Raw genomic sequence first — 21,707 nt, forward strand, 5'->3', positions numbered from 1 at the left:
TTTTTAGTTTTAAGAGCCACACATTTCACAATCATCTGGATTGTTTTGTGATTCAATTAGCATTGCTTTTAATTCTTCAGGAGATAAAGGCTTTTCTTCTGTTTTTTTATCTTTTGAAACTGTAAATTGAATTGCGTTTACGGCACTTTTTGTTCTTAAATAATACATTCCAGTTTTTAAGCCACTTTTCCAAGCATAAAAATGCATTGAAGTTAGTTTAGAGTAATTTGCATCTTGCATAAACAAGTTTAGAGATTGCGATTGATCTATAAAATATCCTCTTTGGCGAGACATATCAATAATATCTTTCATACTCATTTCCCAAACCGTTTTGTACAAATCTTTCAATTCCTGCGGAATTACATCAATATGTTGAATAGATCCGTTGGCACGCATAATATCTTCTTTCATATCATTGTTCCATAAACCTAATTCAACTAAATCTTCTAATAAGTGTTTGTTTACCACAATAAACTCACCACTTAATACTCTTCGTGTATAAATATTTGAAGTATAAGGTTCAAAAGCTTCGTTGTTACCTAAAATTTGTGAAGTTGAAGCAGTTGGCATTGGTGCTACTAATAATGAATTTCTAACGCCGTTTTTTATTACTTCCTCACGTAAACCTTTCCAATCCCAACGTCCGCTTAAATCGTCTTCTGAAACATTCCACATATTAAATTGGAATTCACCTTGAGACATTGGAGAACCTTTAAATGTTGAATATGGTTCTTTTACTTTAGCAATTTCCATTGAAGAGGTTACAGCCGCAAAATAAATAGTTTCAAATATTTCTTCGTTTAGTTTTTTAGCTTCATCACTTGTAAAAGGCATACGCAACATAATAAACGCATCGGCTAAACCTTGAATTCCTAATCCAATTGGTCTATGACGTACATTTGAGTTTTCAGCTTCTTTTACTGGATAGTAATTTCTATCAATTACAGTATCTAGGTTTCGTGTAATTTTTTTAGTTACTTCAAAAAGTCTTTGATGATTGAAGAATTTCTTTCCTTTTTCATTTTCATCAATAAACATTGGAATTGCAATAGATGCCAAGTTGCAAACTGCAACTTCGTCTTTTGCGGTATATTCCATAATTTCTGTACATAAATTTGAAGAACGAATGGTTCCTAAATTCTTTTGATTCGATTTTCTGTTGGCCGAATCTTTGTACAACATATACGGATTTCCAGTTTCAATTTGAGCTTCTAAAATCTTTTCCCATAATTCACGCGCTTTTATGGTTTTTCTTCCTTTTCCAACTTCTTCGTAACTAGTGTATAGTTTTTCAAACTCATCGCCATACGTATCAAATAAATGTGGACATTCATTCGGGCACATCAACGTCCAATCTCCATTTTCTTCAACACGTTTCATAAATAAATCTGGAATCCACATTGCGTAAAATAAATCACGAGCACGCATTTCTTCTTTTCCTGTGTTTTTACGTAAATCTAAAAAATCAAAAACATCGGCGTGCCAAGGTTCCATATAAATAGCAAAAGAACCTTTACGTTTTCCACCACCTTGATCTACATAACGAGCCGTATCATTATAAACCTTCAACATTGGAACAATTCCGTTTGATGTTCCGTTGGTACCACGTATGTATGAACCTGTTGCTCTAACATTGTGTATAGACAATCCAATTCCACCAGCAGATTGTGATATTTTAGCTGTTTGTTTTAACGTATCGTAAATGCCATCTATACTATCGTCTTGAATTTGTAATAAGAAACAAGATGACATTTGTGGTTTTGGTGTTCCTGAATTAAACAATGTTGGTGTAGCGTGTGTAAATATTTTTTTAGACATTAACTCGTACGTTTCAATAGCTTCATCAATATCATTCATATGAATTCCAACCGCAACACGCATTAACATATGTTGAGGGCGCTCAACAATTTCGCCATTAATTTTTAGTAAATAAGAGCGTTCTAATGTTTTAAAACCAAAATAATCGTACCCAAAATCTCTGTTGTAAATTATTGTAGAATCCAATTTATTGGCATTGTCCATAATCACATTGTACGTTTCATTAGAAAGTAAAGGTGCTTTTTTACCAGTTCTTGGATTTACATAATTATATAAATCCGTCATAACTTCACTAAATGTTTTTTTAGTGTTTTTATGAAGGTTTGAAACAGCAATTCTGGCAGCTAATTTTGCATAATCTGGATGTTGTACAGTCATAGTCGCTGCAATTTCAGCGGCTAAATTATCGAGTTCGGAAGTTGTAACACCATCATAAAGTCCTTCAATAACACGCATTGCAACCTTTACAGGATCTACAAGGTTATTTAGACCATAACACATTTTTCTCACTCTTGCTGTGATCTTGTCGAACATCACAGGCTCTTTTCTTCCGTCTCTTTTTAATACAAACATATTTTAGTTTTTTAGTAGCTAGTAACTGGTATTAAGTATCAGGTTAGCTTATTATTTTAATTGTAAAAGTTTGTTATGCTGAACTTGTTTCAGCATCTCACCATACAGATAATTAATTATTTTGCGAACCTGAAACAAGTTCAGGTTGACGAAAATTTAACATCGTATAATTTTTTTTATACAGGAGATACAATGTTAAAATTTCTATTTATTTAATGCTTGGAGCGTTAAATAAACGTTGTATAAACCTAATTCTAAATAGATTTAGAAATCTGCATCAAAACTGATACTTCCAGTTCCACCGCTTTTTACACCGGCTTTTTGATATTCAGAAACTCTTTTTTCAAAGAAGTTTGTTTTTCCTTCTAATGAAATCATTTCCATAAAATCAAAAGGATTGGTTGAATTGTAAACTTTTTCACAACCAAATTCTAGTAACAACCTGTCGGTTACAAATTCTAAATATTGAGTCATTAATTTGGCATTCATACCAATTAAACTAACGGGTAAAGATTCTGTTATAAATTTTCGCTCAATATCTAATGCGTCTACAAGAATTTCTGAAATACGTTCTTTTGGAACTCTATTTACTATGTGGTGGTTGTGTAAGTGTACAGCAAAATCACAGTGTAAACCTTCATCACGTGAAATTAATTCGTTAGAAAACGTTAATCCAGGTAATAATCCTCTTTTTTTCAGCCAAAAAATTGAACAAAAACTACCAGAAAAGAAAATACCTTCCACCGCTGCAAATGCAATTAAACGTTCTGCAAAACTTGGGCTTTCAATCCATTTTAAAGCCCAATCTGCTTTTAATTTTATGGCCGGAAAAACTTCAATAGCTTTGAATAACTGATCTTTTTCAGCTTCGTTTTTAACATAGGTATCAATTAATAATGAGTACACTTCAGAATGAATGTTTTCCATCATAATTTGAAAACCATAAAAGAATTTTGCTTCAGAATATTGAACCTCGCTCACAAAGTTTTCTGCTAAATTTTCATTTACAATTCCATCAGAAGCAGCAAAAAAAGCTAAAATATGTTTAATAAAATAGCGCTCATCATCATTTAATTTAGTTTCCCAATCAATTACATCTTGGTGTAAATCTATTTCTTCAGCTGTCCAAATACTGGCTTCTTGCTTTTTATACCATTCCCAAATATCTTGGTGTTGAATAGGGAAAATTACAAATCGGTCTTTGTTTTCTTGCAAAATTGGTTCAATAGCAGCCATTGGCAATAGTATTATTTTAGTTAGAAAATAGTTAGAGTTTTCGTTTAAAACGAGAGAAACAAATATTGAAAAATTTTGCACATAAAAAAAGGTGTACTTACAAACAGTTATTAAGAAGTTTTTAACATTTTGAATAAAAATACTTTTTAGTTTTAATTATTACTTTCTGAATATCAGTGTTATATGTGGTATTGTAAATTTTATTTGTATAAGAATGTGTTTCTTTTTTTAAAAAACTAAAAAAGGCTCAAGTTTTTAAATTTGAGCCTTTAGAAAAGTGTAAATGAAACTAGGGGAATTATTATATTTCCTAATTGTAATGCGTTAAATTAATTCAATTATTAATTAATAGATTTGCTAAAAAGATATTTTACATCAGCATTAACATCTAAATTAACTGTCATATTAGTACTTAAAAATTCTAGGTTTGTTTGAGTTACTATTAAATTGATGAAAGTACTTTCCCATTCATCATCAGATAGTATTAATTGATTGTTATTAATAATTTTCCAATTTATTGTAGTTCCATCTTCATTTCCATAAAATATTTCTCCTGTTCCATCGAAATAAAAGTTATAAGAGGTGTTTTCGTTGGCTTCTTTAACATTTTTTTCAAATTCATCTTTATCAAAATCTTCAGTTCCGTTATTTATTACATTTGAAAGCTCAACGCCATTAAAACTCCAAGGGCTGTTTTCAACCATTAGTTCATCAAAAGTTAATTCATCATCTTTTTTAGAACAAGAAAGTATAGTAGTAAATGCGATTATTAGTATTAAAATTGTTTTATAATTTTTCATAGTGTTTTTTTATAAAATTTAGTATTACTGTTTGTGATATTTATATTATTGATTTTCTAAAGGTTTAAATTCAACTTTTAAGTTTGCTTTACCCGTTAAGTTTATTTCTAATAATTCTCCATTTTTAAATTTCTCTATTTCAGCTTTAGTAAAATAATACCTTTTAAAAGATTGAGGATATCCGTTTGCAGAATTTCCTTTTGTGGCGTTCCAAACTTTATCTTCTCTAGTACCTACATCTACTTGTTGCCAAACAGTTGAGTTTGGGTATCTTCCAGATAAATCAAAATTTAATTCTAGGTAAATAGGTCCATTATTGTCTTGTGAAATATTACAAGAATTTAATGCGTCTTCATCTAAAGAAACTTTAAAGCTTGGAAAAACTTTATATCCGCCAAGTGAAGAAACAGAAAGTACTTCGGGTGTTGCTGTTTCACTTTCAGGCCAACCATATAAAGTTTGTTTACCTATACCAGGAATTATTGTTGTATACGGAATTTTTAAAGGCTCACCATCAGTTCCTGTTGGGTTATCATAATCGCCACTATTTTTAAATGCCATCATATCAAAAAATTGAATTTTGTCACCTTCTTCTGGAAATTTAATGGTTGCAGCTCTCCAAACAAGTTCTGCTTTTGCAAAACCAGAAGCAGTGTAAGTAGCATAAATATCGTATTTGTAATTTGGTTTAACTTCAATTTCTCTTAATCTTAAAGCTGGATCTTTAGTTAAACCTGCCAATGTGTTAAAAGCTCCTTTTGTAACAACATTGTACACGCCTTTTGGAACTTCGGAAAATTTAAATTTACCTTCACCATCTGTTATAGTTTCTTTTTCTGGTAGTGTAGATTCTGAACAAACAGGTTGTAGTTTTACTTTTTGATTTTTTATAGGTTTATGCGTTTCTTTATCTACTAAAGTTCCGCTAATTTCACCTTCAAAAGTTTTAAGTTCATATTCTAAATCATCAGGTAATACACTAAAGGGATCATAGATATAGTTTTGTTCTAAAACTTCAAAAGTTCCATCTTCCCATAAATATTGAACTTGATATTCGCCTAAAAATAACTCTTTGTTAAACTCAAATTTATCAGCAATAACATCCGTTTTTTTATTGAATCTTGGGTAACCTGGACCTAAACGATACATTCTAATTTCACCACAAGCTTTATAATCATCATCTCTGGTAATTTTACCTTTTAAGCTTTGCGGTTTAATTTTATGATAGTAAAAAGTAGAATTGGCATTAAAATATACGGAAATTACTTCTGTTTTTCCAGATTTAGGATTTATATAAGTTCCTTTTTTTGAAGTTATTTTTGAAGCATGTAACGCCCAAACTTCTGTAGTTAATTCAGGTGGCCAACCTGCTATAACTCCATTCATAATATCTTTATAAGTTATTCCTTCATAAGGGTTGTACCCGCAACGTCCAGCCCAAGTTTTACCATTAGGTGTAGTAATTCTTTTTGAAGGTGAGTTTAAGTTAAATTTAAAATACCTACGGTCTAGATTTGTAAGTTCAGTATTTAAATAATCTTCAACAATATTAATAACTCCGTTAATTTGAATTTCTTGACCATTTTTATTTTTTACAATGGTACTAACGCCTCCGGTCCATGCTACTAAATATTTATCGCTTGGACCTCTAAACATTTCATTAAAAAAAGATTGAGGAACCTCAAAATTGATGTTTGTTGTTTCGTTTTGAGCGTTAATTTTAAATACAATGAATGCTATTAGAATAAAAAATAGTTGTTTCATTAAAATTGAATTTTAATATTGATAATTGTCTGTTGTTTTTTCGATTATTGGAACCGAATTATTTTTTGAAGCTTTAATGGTAAATTTTTTTACAAAGCGAAGTTGATCACCAACCTTTGAAAAATACCAGAAATCTGCTGATTCTTTTACATTTTTTTCATGTGATATTCCAGTGTTTGCAAACCCCAACGATACTGCGTAAAGTTGGTTGCCTTTTAAATACACTTGAAAATTCTTTTCAACTCCATTCATAACAACGGTACTTTTGTAGCCGCTGAAATTTTGCTTATCCAACGCTAAACTTTCGGAAAACTCCCATCCTTTAAATTCATTTTCACTTAATAAATTTTTAAGCGTATTTAATGGATAGTTAAACGAAAAAGTTTCACCAATTTTAATAGTTGACTTTGATGTTGGTCCTTTGGTTTGTTTGTACCAAGTGTATGTAATTTTACACAAATTGGCTTCCCAAATTAGATTTCCATTTATCTTATATTCACGTTCGCGATCTTCTTTTTTAATCATTGGGTGAATAATGTACAAGAACTTGTTTGAAAGTAACATCTTTGGTTTTTCAGAAATTGTATTTATGGTTTCTTGAAGTTTTGCTTTGCTGTTACACGTTTGAGCAAAACCGGCAAAAGCAGTGCTTAAAACTATTGTTAGTATTAACAGATTTCTCATAATATTTCTAATTCGTTTATTACAGATAACTTTATCAATTTTTGTATTCTCTAAATTCAACAGTTTCAATCATATATTTAAATACACTCTCAAGTTTTTTAACATCTCCTTCAAAAGCCTTTATTGGACTACTTTTTGCTTGATCTATATAAAAAAGTGCCGTAGTATTGTGATGTGGAATTATATAACCTAATCTATAATACACACAAGAATAATCGTTTCTACTAAAATTAGAGGAAACAAGAAATCTTTTGCATGTTTTGCCTGCTATTACAACATCACTGTAATGTTCTAATACATTTTCTTTTTTAAGCATTGGTCTTAAAATGCTGGATTTTTTAATGCTTTCAAGTGCTGTATTAATAGTAGTATTCTCACCTTTTATAAATGGATTTGTAGATAAATTACTAAATTGATATACATGTTGCCCTAGGTATTTGCTAGTTGGTACTTGCTCTCCAGCATCATTGAATGCACTAGATTCTTGCTTGCTAAACCCTTCACCTTGATACGGCTTTTGGAGTGAAGCAAAACCTTTAAAATTATTAATTTCAGTAAAAGTGATACCTTCAGGAGGTATTGGTTTCGTTTTAGTTATTGCTGTTGTAGTTTTTTGGCTTGTTGAACACGAAACTAAAAAGGCTACTGCTACTAATAAATATAGGATGCGTTTCATAATTTTAAATTTTATTTAGTTGAACATATTTTAATTACTCTACTTCAATTTCAATTTTTACTTTTCCTAAGGCATTTTCAACATTTTTCTCACCATTTTTAAGTAAATAATATTCATATGTATGAAACTGATTTTCTAAAGCCGCACCAGGGATTCTTTTGGTAAAAGGTGAATCTATGGATGTGCCTGCATACATACCTGCGTTTTCTCCATCTCGTTGGGTAAGTACCCAAGCGCCTACTGCATTTACCATATTGGCATCAAAACTGATTTCGACATATAAATCTTCGCCTTGTTTAACTTTAACTTTAGTTGTAGTTGGTTGTTCTAATTTAAATTTATAATCTGCTTTAAAGTTTGGATCTTTCATTTTTATACGAAGGATGCTTTCTTCAGAAATTTTGGCATATTCTAGATGAGAAACCTTGTTTTTTTCATCTACTAATAAGATGTAGCCTTTTAAATCATCAAAAGATTTTTCGCGAACAAAAAACCACATATTGTCTTTTTTGTAAAAGGTTTTTAATTCTATATCAAATTTGCTAACTGGTGAAAGATCGTCTAATACATATTGAAAAAGTCTGGCATCATCTTCTGTTTTTAGTGTGTATTTTTCTTGTAAACTGTTTAAGAATATGGGTATTTCTAAAAGTACATCTATAGAAGATTTTATGTACTCATTATTACTTGAGACTAACACAAAAGGCGTATTATTTGTAAAGCTGTTGCCCTCTTCACCTTCGGTTACTTTTAAGTTACATTTGTTAATTGAAATGTTTGAAATTTTATTTATGGAATAAAAATTAAGTGGTGTAATCTCAAATTTATAATTTGTGTTTTTATACAAATAATTGCGCATAAAATCACTATCTGCTTTTGAAATACTAGCTTCAGAATTTGTAGAATCTATATTTTTTCCTGCTTGTAAAAGTGTTTCAGGTAAGTTTTTTTCCAATTCATCTTGATAAACTATTGATACGATTTCACCTTTACTATCTGTGGTAACTATATACGCTTTTATATCATCAAAAAACTTATCTCTTATAAAATACCAAGTGTTATCTTCAGTGAAAAAACCTAAACCATTTTTATAATCTAATAATTTTAAGAAAGATTGAAAAGCAACACCATCATCTTCAGTTGTTAGTTTAAATTTTTTTGATTTTAGGCTTTCTAAAAACGCATTTGAAGCCAATAGATCGTTTTGATCTTTAAAAGCAATCAGTTTATTTCCAGTTTTTATAAAATACTGTAATTGTACTATGTTATGCCCATCGTGATGATTGGTGCTAAAGAGTAATTCGCTTTGATAAATGTCTGAAGCGGTTACTTTTTGCCAAGCACTACTAATTAGTAAGGTATTTTTGTTTAGTAAAGAGCTTTCTAAATAGTCTTTAATTTTTGTTTGTTCTGCATTGTTTTGACCAAAAGCAGCGAGACTTACGAATGTTAAAATTGAAATTACTATAGTTTTCATTTTATTTCTTTTAAAATATATACAGTTGTATTTCCGTAAGGTGCTGGTGCATCTTTTACATTAATTACTTTAGCAAATACACCTGGTTTTTTAGTTACCATCCAATATTTAACTTTTGCATTAAACCTTCCAAAACCTTCAACAATGGTACATTCAAAAGTGCCTGCTGGTGTTTCTATTTTTTCTGTTCCTACTACTTTATAAGTATCTAAATTATCTTGAGGGAAGAACATAAAATCTTCTTCATATTCTGGAAGATTATCCATCAAAATTGGATCTTCCATCATATCTATATAATCGTTTTGAGAATGAGAGAAACTTCTAACATCAATAGTTTGCGCAGCATCATCATACTTTATTTTTTCGCTTTCAACCCAAGCAAAAGGTTCTTGTTCATCAGGGAAACTTGTAACATTGTACACCATTTCGGTATAGTCCTTTAAAAAATTTACAATGGTTGTAATTCTCCAAGGTAATTTAGCTTCTGCTTCTTCATAATTAAAATTCCCTTCTTCATCATACATTTCTTCTATTTCAAATGAAAGCGTTGGTTTTTTCATTGTAATTATAACTTTAGCTGGAGGATCGAATTTTATAAAGCTAAATGTTGTAATGCCTTTTTTATAGACTAACTCTTTATCGTTTAATTTTAAAACAGTAGTTTCTCCATTAAAATCTTGATCCATTTCGCTTGTTAAAACCAGTAATTTTTTTTGTTTATTGTATTTCCAAGTACCAACATTCATTGTTCTTGATTTAGGGTTTTTTCCTGCTTTTAGAACGCCGTTATCTTCAAAAATAAAAACGACTTCTAATCCTGTTTCGGTTTCTCCAACTCCTGCAACTGTAGTTAATTGCCAGTTTCCAATAATAGTAGCATCTTGTGCTTTTGAAGAAAAACTACACAGGATGATTATTAATGCACTTATTAAATTTTTCATAATTTTTATTTTTAGTGTTTTCTAATGTATTTCTTAATTTTTAGTGTTTTTGATCTGCTTGGTTTTAGTAAAAAAACGCTGATATTGTTTTGTGGAATTATAATGGATTTTTCATACTTAAAATCAAGTTCCGTATTGGTTGATTTTTTATAAGTGATGTTATCCATATTTACCATTGAGCCATCTTTAATTTTGTAAGAATCTCTAGAATTTAACTCAAAACCATTGTTGTTATAGAGTTGATATTTAATGGTTAAATTATTTTGATCAATGTCTAAAACTTGAAGCTTCCCAGTAGCTAGTTTGGTGGTTACAAACAGTAAAATATCGTTTTTTCTAATTCTAAACCCGTTGATATTATCTGCCTGTATTAGTACATCTTGTCGACCATCAAATAATTCTACAATTTTTTGATTGTTTAAAGATTGATAAAGTCTTTCGCGTTTTAACCAAATAGGATTGAACAGTTCTTTATTTATTGCTGAAATAGTATCAATTTCTACAGCAACTTTTGCTCTTTCAATAGTGTTTCTAGGACCATTTGATCCTTTTGTAGAGAAGCTTTCGTCTTTTAAAACCAAACCTTTCCAGGCATAGATATCATTATATCTACTTATGTTGTAATAATCGGCTTGTTTTCCTAGTATTTCTTTGGTTCCAGACTTTTCGGCTCCCATATACAAAGTTTCAATCCAAGAATCTTTTATTTGATAGTATTGAAAATGCTCTCTACATTTTATTCTTAAATGAAAAGCATCGTCACTTACTTTATTGTCTTTAAAGCTGAAATAGTAACGATGCTCATCTGCCCATAAACGTTCTGCTATTTTTACTTTTTCAGGAAGTGGTTTTCCTCCAAATTTTGAAACCTGATATGTTTCTTCAAACGCAACATCTCCAAATTCATCCCAATAATAAATTACTTGTTCGGCTACATATGGCACTTGTTTGCTATAACTTGTTTCAACACCATTTTTATTTGAATATCCTGAAACGGTTGAATATTTTAAGTTTTCATAGATTATTTTTCCTGATTTTACTTTGTACGGTTTAAAATCTTGTGCGTGTACTGCTACAGTTACAATAAGTGATAAAAACAGTAATTTAATTTTCATAGCAATTTATTTTTAGCAACATTCCACTTTTTAATTATTTAATTCTGAAGAATCTCTAATCTATGATTCCAATAAACTATTTAACAAACCTTTGCTTTCTTCTTTTTTGCTGTTTGAGCCGCCTGGAGATAATTGGTTAACTAACTTGCTAATAGGCATTGATTGTAACCATACTTTACCTGTTCCCTGTAAGGTTGCTAAAAACAAACCTTCACCACCAAATACCATAGATTTTAAGTTTCCTGCGCGTTGTACACTAAAGTCTATTCCTTGTTGAAAACCAACAACACAACCTGTATCAACTCTTAATGTTTCGCCATTTAATTGATGTTCAATTACTGTTCCTCCAGCGTGAATAAATACATTACCATCACCTTGTAGTTTTTGTAAAATAAACCCTTCACCACCAAAAAAACCAGCACCTAATTTTTGATTAAAATGTAGGCTAATTTTTGTTCCAAGTGCTGCACACAAAAATGCATCGCGTTGCACAATAATAGTTCCTCCAACATCGTCTAAATCTAAAGGAATAATAGTTCCAGGGTATGGAGCCGCAAAAGCTACGTGGCTTTTTCCTGTACCTTGATGTGTAAAATGAGTGATAAAAATAGATTCGCCCGTAATTTTACGTGATGCAGCTGATAATAATTTACCAAACAAGCCTTTTTCTGGTTCAGAACCATCGCCCATTTTTGCAACAAAATCAATGCCTTCTTTCATGTAAAGCATGGCACCTGCTTCAGCAATTACTGTTTCTTGTGGGTCTAACTCAATTTCTACAAATTGAATATCGTGTCCTTTTATTTTATAATCTATATCGTGTGATTTCATTCTATTTTTTTATGTAATTTTTATTGAATTAATTTCTAGTGCTTAAAAAAAGTGCAAGTATTAGTAAACCAATTTTTTTTACCAATTGTAATATCATTAACACTCCAATTAAACCTAAAACAAGTGGCCCGTACTTAACAAAATAAATAAAGAAGTCGGCTCCAGGTTCTAATACAGCATTATTAGGAAATTCAGGATCGTAATAAACGGTTACGTTTGCATCAACAGGATAGGTTTGTAATGTTTCTTTTACTTTACCCACACTACCTGTAGATGTACCATTACTAGTAAGCGATATTCTATCTCCAGTGTAAGCTTTCTCATCCACGGTAAAATTGTAATTTACATTAGCTGCATACATTTTTTTTCCGTCGCTCATGCTTTGTGAAAGTTCAGAATACGTTATCATACCTGAAGTAGTTGGCCAATTTTCTGAAGCTTCAGACTCTTTAACCATTGGTGCGCTAAAATTGCTATACACCATCCAACTACTAACAATAAATATAATACCCATTATAAAGGTGGCTATTGGAGAGTTTTTTTGATTTGCCATAACAGTTTATTTAATTTCCTTGTTTCATTTTAATCATTTTCTGAATCATATTGTACGTTTCATATAGTTCTTCATCGCTCATTTCTTTCATTTCAGGATCGTTTTTAGTTGCCATTTTCTTCCAATCTTCATAGGACATTTTACTTAACATATCCATTTTGTCGTCCATATTTTCCATTTCATCTTTATACTCTTCATTGTCTAAAAAACCTTCTTCTTTTACAATAGGAAAATCAGGTAAATTAAAACTACTATCTGGTACATTTACATCAAATTTAGCACTGGTGGCTTCTTTAACGGTTAGGATTCCCATTACATTAATTTCAAGTTTTAAAACAGCACCTTTGTACATCCATTGTTTACCACCTAGAATGCTCCAAACTTCACAATTGTAACCAAGAAAGTTTTCATTCCCAATTTTTTTCCCACCCATACTTTCTAACATTTCCATTCCTGTTTTATTAGCATCACCACTAGCAAAGGCTTTAGTTACTTCCATTCCCATATCTCTACGTAATAAAATTTGTTTTTTGTCAAAATCTACGTTATATACTTCGCCATTGTCTAATTTTGAAATTTTGTGTACGTTAGCTTTCTCCACCTTTTTTTGACCAAAAATATTGATAGTTGTAGTTGTTGTAGATTTCTCTTCCATAAATTCTAACTTTCCCCAATCTTTAAAATATACATTTTCAGTTCCGTCGCCTACTACTACGCTTCCCATTGTGCCTCCGCTTACGGTTAATTTGTATTTAATAATCCCCGATTTTACGTTGTATCGTTTTAATATTGGATCTTGTTGATTAGTGTTAATTGATAACTTATCTGTTGATTTAGTGTCGTTTCCTTTACAACTTATGGACACTATAAATAATGCGATTATAATGGTTAATTTTTTCATGTTTTTTATAATTAAATATGCAGTATTAAGAGGATTAATTATGCTTGTTAATAATTCTAAATTCTAATTTTTAGGCAATAACTGCATCATTCTAAAAGCAGTTTTAATTTCTTCATCAGATACTTCTGGATCTTCTTTTTTCATCATTTTTTCAAAATCTTCAAAAGACATGTTTTGAACCTGTTTAATCATTTCCTTATCTTCTGAAGTTAACTCATCTTTTGCATCTTCAAATTCAGAAAACACATCGTTTAAACCTTCCATTTCTGGAGCTTCTTGTACACTGTAATTAGATGGAATTTCAAACTTACTTGAAGGAACATTGATATCGGTTTTAATACTTGTTGCTGTTTCAGCAACTGTCATTCCCATAATATTTGTTTCGCTTTTAAGTACTAAACCTTTCCATGTCCAAATGGTGTTCATTCCTTTCCAAATAGTACATTCTTTACCTAAAACAGATTCAGTTCCACTTTTTTTAAAACCTAAAGCAATTAAAACATCTTCTCCAGTTTTTATATAATCTTCACCTACATTTTCAGCATATTTTTCAGCGAAAGGATTATTGGTTGTTATTACTTTTTTTGTTTGATGATCTATTGTATTTATGTTAGATCCAATTGTAATTACATCCTTTTTTTCGGTAGACTTCATACCCATTATGTTGGTTGTAATTTCTGATAATTCGGCTTGTTTATATCCATAATCTGCTATGTATGTAGTTTTTGTCCCTGTTGAATTTCCTGAAACTGTGTATTCAATTACAGCAGATTTAAAAGGATATTTTTTATAACTACTTTTTTCTGATTTTTTGCTTTCTGAACACGATGTGAGTGCTAGTAATAAGACTATTGCTAGAAGATTTAGATTTTTCATTTTTTATAATTTAGAGTTTATAGTGGATTTGCAGTAACTTTTAATTCTGCAGTAACTTCTACATTAAAATCCATTGAATTTTCTTTTGCTACACAATCTCCAGAAACACCAACAGTAACACTTTTGTTGTTTTTAAGCAGATTTGCCATATTGTTTAATTTATCAATATCTGTTACTTCAAAAATTGTTGTATTGTTATATGCGTTTTCAACAACAAAACCTTCGGTTTGTAATATTAAATTATCAGCTTTAAAATCTACATTAATAGTTCCTGTAGCATCTCCAGAAAAGTTGGTAATTTTATAGGTTAGCTTTGTGATTTCTACACCTTTAATTTTATTTAAATACTTATTTGTATCACTATTATCTAGTGATAAAATAGTACTTTCATTAACGGTTTCTTGATCTTGGTCTACATGAACAGGAATTTTAGCTGTAATTGTTGTGTTAAAATCTACATCTAAAATATCATCGTCACAGGAAGTAAATGTGAAACTAAATACTGCTACTAATACTGTTAAAAATTTGATTGTGTTTTTCATAATTTAATTTTTTTATTAATTTAAAATTTTACAAATTCTACTCTACGGTTGTTTGCTTTACCTTCTGGAGAGCTATTATTATCTATTGGTTTAGATTCACCAAAACCGTTTGATTTAAGTCTATTTGGAGTAATTCCCATTGCAATTAGTTTGTCCATTACGGTTTTTCCTCTTGCTTCAGAAAGTGTTTGGTTATTTGTATCGCTTCCATCACTGTCTGTATGTCCTTCTACACTAAAATTGATGTCTGGGTTTTTTACCATCAAATCATAAATTTTATTGATTGGACCCATACTTTCAGCTTTTAACGTAGCTTTATTTATGTCGAATTTTATTCCGTTTACAATTATTTTCCCTTCAGAAAGCACTCTGTCATAATATTTTACACCACCTTTAGCGATACGGATATTTTTAATATATGTGGTTGAACCAGATTCTGAACGTATGGAAATACCTGTTGGATTACCTTCTAGACGAGGAATGTTAATTAATCGAGTATCATCCATATAGGCTTTAAATTTACCCTTTGTATAAGCTATAGATATATGTCTCCACATAGGTACATCTACAACACCCCAATTAACATTTTCTCTACCTGGGTATCTCTTACTTGAATTTCCATATTCTAATCCATTTGGGTATAATTCTAAATCGGTAGTTTCACCACGTCTTTGATTTTTTTTATCAAAAAACTCGATCCAATATCTTTTATACTCTTGTTCTTCACCAAACCATACATCCATTTCTATTGTAAAAACTTCGGGTAAGTAATCTTCGCTTGAATTTTTTAAATAGGGAATTATTACACCACCATCGTCTAGATACATTATAACTGGTGTTCCATTAAATTCGGCAATTTCAGCACCTCCTTTATATAAATCCCAACGGCTTGGAAATTCGCCATTTTCTTCATTGGTACTTGGACCATCTTCAAAAATTACGGTATCTCCAGGTACAAAATCAAACTTACTCCAAACAACGTTTGGTTTATTTACTACTGGTGCTGAATTATTGTTAGCTCCATTTTTTTGATTTCCATTTGTATTGTTTTCAGATTTGTTTTCTCCATTTTCAGAATTGTCGTTACTTTTTTCGGAATCTTTATTAGTTGTGTTTTTTCCATCAATAACATCTTCTGCATCGTCAAAAGTTTTGTCAATTTTTTTGTTCATGCGACGTTCTGCACGTTTTTCGGCTTCGCGTTCAATTTTAGCTTCAGCTTTTTCTTTTAGTTTTTTAAAAAATTGTGCTTCTACGTGCTGTGGTGTAAAAATAAATAGGATTGCTACAATTATTAATTTAGCAATAATTTTAATCTGTTTGTTTTGGCTTTTTTTTCTCATAATTTTTTAATTGAAATTTTAGCAATTAATTATAGTGCTAAATTACATTCTGAAGTAGTATTTTACTTCATAAAAAAGTATGATTTGATTCACCCATAAAGGTGATTTTAAGCTTTAAAGCCTTGTGTTTATTGGTAATTTGAAAATTAGAAGCTTTTAAATAGTAGTAATTTTTTTAATAGCTTGTATTCTGTTTTTTACATCTAATTTGGAGTAGATATTTTTAATATGTGTTTTAATAGTGTTTTTAGAAACAAACATTTTTTCAGCAATTTCATCGTTACTTAAGCCATTAGTAATATGTTTAAATACTTCAATTTCTCTTTTTGAAAGTCCAAATTCTTCAAAATTTTCAGCAGTAAGAGTATTTGTTTTTGGATTGTTTTTTAGTTCGTTAATTTGATGAATGTATTTTTGTAACTCGTTATTTTTATTTTCAATTTCTAAATCTGAATTTTTTCTATATAAATAAAACATGACCGCTAATGCCGCTAATATAGTGGAGCCTCCAAAAATTGAAATTAATAATCTATGGTAATTTGTTTCAGCATCTTTTTCAATTTTAGTTTTTTCAGTTGCTAACTCTTGAATTACATCGTCTTTTTTTGCAGTTTCGTAAGCAATTTGAGTGCTAATAATACTTTTTTGAGAAGCTTCATTTAAAACGCTATCCTTAATAGTGGTTGCCATTTGTTGAGATTCTAAAGCTTTTTTGTAATTATTAGTTTGTGAGTAGTATTCAGTTAAAGCTTCATGTGCAATAATTATATTTTCTCTAGATTTAATGGATTTTGCTTTGGTTAACCCTAAATTAATATTGTTTTTTGCTTTAGAAAGTTCTTTTGTTTTTAATTGGTTAACACCAATGTTAATTAGTGTATTGCTTAAATATCTTACTTCGTTAAAATCTTCTAAAATTGGTACTGCTTTGTTGTAATATGAAATTGATTTATTAAAATCTCCCTTTTTTAGAAAAAGCCTTCCTAATAAATTATACCTATATGCTTCGCTTAATTTATGCTTATGTTTTATTGATAAATTTAGCGCTTTGTTAAAGTAGTAAAATGCTGAATCGTATTCTTTTTCATATAAATAGGCTTCACCAATATTTGATAAACTATATTCTTGGCCTTTAATGTTTTCAGAGCTTAAATCGAATTTATACACTCTTTTAAAGTAGTACAATGCTTTGTCGTATTCTTTGGTATCTATAAATACATTCCCAATACCATTTAGAGCTATTGCAACACTGCGTGAATGTTTTATTTTTTCGGAAACATCTAAAGCTTGAAAATAAAAATCAAAGGCTTCTTTTTCTAAATTTAATTTTCTGTAAGTTACCCCAAGGTTATTCAAACACTTTATAATAGCTAGTGTATCTGTTGTTTTATTTAAGTAATTTAAAGCTCTTTTGTGGTATATAAGCGAATTACTGAAGTCGTAATTTTTTCTTGAAACGTATCCTTTTCTATCGTAACATTTACCTAAACCTTTTATATATAATATTTTTTTGGCTACAATTATTGCTTCATCAATTATATTTTCATTCAGTACTTTATTTCTGTCTGAAGTTTTATATAATGAAAATAAATCATCAACTTTTTGAATACTATTTGGTTTTACCTTTAATTCATTAAAAATACTATCAATTTGTACTTCAGTTATTTTTTGACTATAAGCAAATGAGTAAACAATAAGTATTGTAAAAAATAAATAAAACTTTTTAGAAAAGTGCATAGCAAAAGATTAAAAATCTTTGCTAAAATTACAAAATTTAAAAACTAAAATTTATAAAAGGTGTGCTATTTTTTTTCAATATTTTCTGCAACCTTCTCTAATTCAGAATACCATTCCTTGCCAAATTTTCTAATAAGTGCGTCTTTTACAAATTTGTATACAGGAACTCTTAATTCTTTTCCTAATGAGCAAGCGTCATCACAAATTGGCCAAGAATGATAATTTAATGCTGTAAATTCAGAATAATCAGTAATTCTAATTGGGTATAAATGACAGGAAAGCGGTTTTTTCCATTTTATATCTCCGTTGTTATACGCTTCTTCAATACCACATTTTGCTATTTTGTTTTCATCAAAAATAACAAAAGCACAATCTTTTCCGTCAATTAGTGTGGTTTCATACTCGCCATCAATAGTTATAAATAAGCCTTGTTCTTCAATAGCTTTTATACCTTCTTTACGTAAATATGGTTTAACTTTTGGATAGATGTCTAATAATATTTGAAGTTCACTTTCTTCAAGTGGTGCACCTGCTTCACCATCAATGCAACATTGACCTTTACAAGCGCTTAAATTGCACACAAATTCTTTTTCTATAATGTCTTCAGAGACTATGGTTTTTCCTAATTGAAACATGTGGCAAAAATAAGTAAAATTTACACTAATTTTGCTTATTATATAGTTTGAATTTTTACATTTGCCCACTTTTAAATTTTTAAGGTATGATATTAAATATTAAAGAGATATTTACAGCGGCTATGGTATTGTTTGCTGTAATTGATATGATTGGAAATATTCCAATTATTATAGATTTACGTTCAAAAGTTGGAATTATTCAATCTGAAAGGGCTTCTATTGTTGCAGGAATTATTATGATTGTTTTTTTGTTTTTAGGAAAAAGCATCTTAAATTTAATTGGTATTGATGTTAATTCTTTTGCTGTTGCGGGTTCTTTAATTTTATTTTTTCTAGCATTAGAAATGATTTTAGGCATAACGCTATATAAAGAGGATAGTACAACTCCAAATACGGCTTCGGTATTTCCTTTGGCTTTTCCATTAATAGCTGGGCCAGGAAGTTTAACAACTATTTTATCATTAAGAGCCGAATATGAAACCATAAATATTGTTATTGCAATTATTATTAACATAATATTTATGTATATTGTTTTGAAAACTTCAGAAAAAATTGAGAAATTTATAGGTGAAAACGGTATTAGTATAATTAGAAAAGTGTTTGGAGTAATTCTATTAGCTATTTCAGTAAAGTTATTTGCTTCCAATATTATGGGTTTATTTAATTAATACACATTAAAAATATAATTATGTTCGATGTTTTAATTTTAGGAGGAAGTGCTGCAGGTTTGTCATGTGCTTTAATATTAGGTTCAGCTAAAGGAAAACCCTTTGCAGAAGAGAAAAAAATTGGCATTATTGCTCATCAAAAAACTTCTGCTTTAAATACTGCTGAACTAAATAATGTTCTTGGTTTTAAAATGGGAACAAAAGGAACTGTAATTTTAAGTGAAGGTTTAATTCAGTTAGCTGAAAATTACTCACATGTTGAGCAAATTCACAAAGAAAAAGTTATTGAGGTTAAACGATTGAAAGATAAAACTTTAGAGGTTATTACTAATAAAAATACGTACAAAACCAAAATAATAGTTATTGCTGTTGGACCTTCAAAAATGATTAACATTATTGGTTTGGAGCAGTTTGTTGAAGCTCACATTCAAATACCAATTGAAAAAGATAAAATTATGTTACGAAATTTCAACCACTTGATTGATGAAGGAATTTATGTAGCGGGAGTTTTAGCTGGTTGGAGAAGTCAATATGCAATTGCAGCAGGAAGTGGAGCGCAAGTAGCAACAGATATTTTAACACTTTGGAATGAAGGAAAACATACTATGATACATGATGCCATAGTATAAAAAAAGCCAGCTTATTGCTGGCTTTTTTTTATGGTTAAGTTACTTTTTATTCTACCGTAACTGATTTTGCTAAATTTCTTGGTTGGTCTACATTACAACCTCTCATTACTGCAATATGGTACGATAATAATTGTAAAGGAATTGTTGTTAATAATGGTGTAAATGGCTCTAAAGTGTCCGGAATTTCAATTACATGATCGGCAATTTCGTTTACTGTTTTATCGCCTTCCATTACTACTGCAATAATTTTCCCTTTTCTAGATTTAATTTCTTGAATATTACTTACTACTTTTTCATAATGTCCCTTGCGTGTTGCAATAACTACAACAGGCATAGATTCATCAATTAAAGCAATTGGGCCATGTTTCATTTCTGCAGCAGGATAACCTTCAGCATGTATATAGGAAATTTCTTTAAGCTTTAAAGCACCTTCTAAAGCTACAGGGAAATTATAACCTCTACCTAAATATAAACAATTTGGAGAATCTTTATAAATAGCAGCAATTTCTTCTATTTTATCATTTATTTTTAATAAGTGTGTTATTTTTTCAGGAATTAAACTCATTTGATGTAAATAAGTATGCAATGCTGAATTTGAAATTTCACCTTTTAAGTTTCCTAATTTTAAAGCAATTAAAGCTAAAACAGTAATTTGTGTAGTAAAAGCTTTTGTTGAAGCTACTCCAATTTCTGGTCCTGCATGTGTATAAGCTCCAGAATTTGTTTCTCTAGCAATAGATGATCCAACAACATTGCAAATCCCAAAAACAAATGCTCCTTGTGATTTTGCTAATTTTATAGCGGCTAAAGTATCTGCTGTTTCACCAGATTGGGAAACTGCAATTACAATATCACCTTTGTTTATTACGGGGTTTCTATACCTAAATTCGGAAGCATATTCTACTTCTACAGGTATACGTGCAATATCTTCAAATAAATATTCAGCAACTAAACCTGCATGCCAAGAAGTTCCGCAAGCAACAATAATAATGCGTTTTGCATTTAAAAATTTGGTAATGTTATTATCAACACTACCCATTTTTATAATTCCTTTTTCGGCTAAAAGTCTTCCTCTATAAGTATCTCTAATAGCATCAGGTTGTTCGTGAATTTCTTTTAGCATAAAGTGATCGTAACCACCTTTTTCAATTTGTTCTAAATTTAATTGAAGTTCTTGAATATTCGGAGTAACTTTTGAATCGTCTTCAATTTTAAATACTTGAATATCTCTATTAAGGCGAATAATTGCAAGCTCTTCATCATTTAAATAAATAGCGTCACTAGTAAACTCAATAAATGGAGAAGCATCAGAAGCTACAAAAAATTCTTTATTGTCCTTACCAACTCCAATAGCAATTGGACTTCCCAAACGAGCAACCACAATTTCATTAGGTTTTTCTAAATCAAAAACTGCAATTGCATAAGCGCCAATTACTTGAGTTAATGCTAACTGTACAGCTTTACCAAGTTTACAATTGTTTTTCTTTTTTACTTCTTCAATTAGGTTTATTAAAACTTCAGTATCAGTATCGCTTGAAAAAGTATAACCTCTTTTAATTAGTTCTTGTTTAATAGTGTCATAATTTTCTATAATACCATTATGGACTATTACAAGATTTCCAGAGTTAGATATATGTGGATGAGAATTTACATCGTTTGGTACACCATGTGTTGCCCAACGAGTATGACCTAAACCAAGAGTTGCTTTAGAATTTTTATTTTCAGCAATTTCTTTTAAGTCAGAAACTTTACCTTTTGTTTTGTATAAATCTATTTTATTATCATTTAAAAGTACAATTCCCGCACTGTCATAGCCTCTATATTCAAGTCTTTCTAAACCTTTTATTACAATAGGGTATGCTTCTCTAAATCCAACGTAGCCTGTAATTCCACACATAATGTTATTTA

General features: G+C 29.9%; 20 protein-coding genes. 2 read left to right on the forward strand and 18 right to left on the reverse strand.

The window, feature by feature from the left end:
- Positions 1-9 precede the first annotated feature (9 nt).
- From R3X25_RS05115 to R3X25_RS05195, 17 genes are all read right to left on the reverse strand, one after another.
- Positions 10-2,391, reverse strand: a complete 2,382-nt coding sequence (locus tag R3X25_RS05115; protein ID WP_317672508.1) for a ribonucleoside-diphosphate reductase subunit alpha — start codon at positions 2,389-2,391, stop codon at positions 10-12.
- A 264-nt stretch (positions 2,392-2,655) separates the two neighbouring features.
- Complete coding sequence (locus R3X25_RS05120; protein WP_317672510.1) at positions 2,656-3,627, reverse strand: ribonucleotide-diphosphate reductase subunit beta; 972 nt, start codon at positions 3,625-3,627, stop codon at positions 2,656-2,658.
- Positions 3,628-3,968: 341 nt separating this feature from the next.
- On the reverse strand, positions 3,969-4,427 hold the full coding sequence (locus tag R3X25_RS05125; RefSeq protein WP_317672512.1) for a hypothetical protein: 459 nt from the start codon (positions 4,425-4,427) through the stop codon (positions 3,969-3,971).
- 45 nt (positions 4,428-4,472) lie between these two features.
- Positions 4,473-6,191, reverse strand: coding sequence for a carboxypeptidase-like regulatory domain-containing protein (locus R3X25_RS05130; RefSeq protein WP_317672514.1), 1,719 nt, complete (start codon positions 6,189-6,191; stop codon positions 4,473-4,475).
- A 12-nt stretch (positions 6,192-6,203) separates the two neighbouring features.
- Positions 6,204-6,875: a hypothetical protein gene (locus R3X25_RS05135; protein ID WP_317672516.1), complete on the reverse strand. Its 672-nt coding sequence runs from the start codon at positions 6,873-6,875 to the stop codon at positions 6,204-6,206.
- Between the two features lie 34 nt (positions 6,876-6,909).
- Positions 6,910-7,551: a hypothetical protein gene (locus R3X25_RS05140; RefSeq protein WP_317672519.1), complete on the reverse strand. Its 642-nt coding sequence runs from the start codon at positions 7,549-7,551 to the stop codon at positions 6,910-6,912.
- A 34-nt stretch (positions 7,552-7,585) separates the two neighbouring features.
- The gene (locus tag R3X25_RS05145; protein WP_317672521.1) at positions 7,586-9,028 is read right to left on the reverse strand and encodes a hypothetical protein; all 1,443 of its coding nucleotides are present in this window, start codon (positions 9,026-9,028) and stop codon (positions 7,586-7,588) included.
- Positions 9,025-9,969 carry a lipocalin family protein gene (locus tag R3X25_RS05150; RefSeq protein WP_317672523.1) on the reverse strand — a complete coding sequence of 315 codons (945 nt, stop codon included), beginning with the start codon at positions 9,967-9,969 and terminating at the stop codon, positions 9,025-9,027. Before R3X25_RS05150 ends, R3X25_RS05145 begins: the two co-directional genes overlap by 4 nt.
- An 11-nt stretch (positions 9,970-9,980) precedes the next feature.
- Entirely contained in the window at positions 9,981-11,084 is a 1,104-nt protein-coding gene (locus R3X25_RS05155) for a hypothetical protein (protein WP_317672525.1), read from the reverse strand.
- A 60-nt stretch (positions 11,085-11,144) separates the two neighbouring features.
- Positions 11,145-11,915: a TIGR00266 family protein gene (locus R3X25_RS05160; protein ID WP_317672527.1), complete on the reverse strand. Its 771-nt coding sequence runs from the start codon at positions 11,913-11,915 to the stop codon at positions 11,145-11,147.
- Between the two features lie 28 nt (positions 11,916-11,943).
- Entirely contained in the window at positions 11,944-12,468 is a 525-nt protein-coding gene (locus R3X25_RS05165) for a DUF3592 domain-containing protein (RefSeq protein WP_317672529.1), read from the reverse strand.
- A 10-nt stretch (positions 12,469-12,478) separates the two neighbouring features.
- Positions 12,479-13,369 carry a hypothetical protein gene (locus R3X25_RS05170; RefSeq protein WP_317672531.1) on the reverse strand — a complete coding sequence of 297 codons (891 nt, stop codon included), beginning with the start codon at positions 13,367-13,369 and terminating at the stop codon, positions 12,479-12,481.
- Between the two features lie 63 nt (positions 13,370-13,432).
- On the reverse strand, positions 13,433-14,245 hold the full coding sequence (locus R3X25_RS05175; RefSeq protein ID WP_317672533.1) for a hypothetical protein: 813 nt from the start codon (positions 14,243-14,245) through the stop codon (positions 13,433-13,435).
- 17 nt (positions 14,246-14,262) lie between these two features.
- A complete protein-coding gene (locus R3X25_RS05180) occupies positions 14,263-14,787 on the reverse strand; it encodes a hypothetical protein (RefSeq protein ID WP_317672535.1) in 525 nt (174 codons plus the stop codon).
- 20 nt (positions 14,788-14,807) lie between these two features.
- Complete coding sequence (locus R3X25_RS05185) at positions 14,808-16,130, reverse strand: OmpA family protein (RefSeq protein ID WP_317672537.1); 1,323 nt, start codon at positions 16,128-16,130, stop codon at positions 14,808-14,810.
- A 156-nt stretch (positions 16,131-16,286) separates the two neighbouring features.
- Positions 16,287-17,867, reverse strand: coding sequence for a tetratricopeptide repeat protein (locus R3X25_RS05190; RefSeq protein WP_317672539.1), 1,581 nt, complete (start codon positions 17,865-17,867; stop codon positions 16,287-16,289).
- Positions 17,868-17,932: 65 nt separating this feature from the next.
- A complete protein-coding gene (locus R3X25_RS05195; protein ID WP_317672541.1) occupies positions 17,933-18,502 on the reverse strand; it encodes a DUF3109 family protein in 570 nt (189 codons plus the stop codon).
- Between the two features lie 86 nt (positions 18,503-18,588).
- Here R3X25_RS05195 and R3X25_RS05200 point away from each other — a divergent pair, with 86 nt between their 5' ends.
- A complete protein-coding gene (locus tag R3X25_RS05200; RefSeq protein WP_317672543.1) occupies positions 18,589-19,170 on the forward strand; it encodes a MarC family protein in 582 nt (193 codons plus the stop codon).
- Between the two features lie 20 nt (positions 19,171-19,190).
- Positions 19,191-19,799: an FAD-dependent oxidoreductase gene (locus tag R3X25_RS05205; RefSeq protein WP_317672545.1), complete on the forward strand. Its 609-nt coding sequence runs from the start codon at positions 19,191-19,193 to the stop codon at positions 19,797-19,799.
- Positions 19,800-19,845: 46 nt separating this feature from the next.
- Here R3X25_RS05205 and glmS read toward each other — a convergent pair whose 3' ends face one another.
- Positions 19,846-21,696: a glutamine--fructose-6-phosphate transaminase (isomerizing) gene (gene glmS / locus R3X25_RS05210; protein ID WP_317672547.1), complete on the reverse strand. Its 1,851-nt coding sequence runs from the start codon at positions 21,694-21,696 to the stop codon at positions 19,846-19,848.
- Positions 21,697-21,707 lie beyond the last annotated feature (11 nt).

The organism is Lutibacter sp. TH_r2 (assembly GCF_033101135.1).
GTDB lineage: Bacteria > Bacteroidota > Bacteroidia > Flavobacteriales > Flavobacteriaceae > Lutibacter.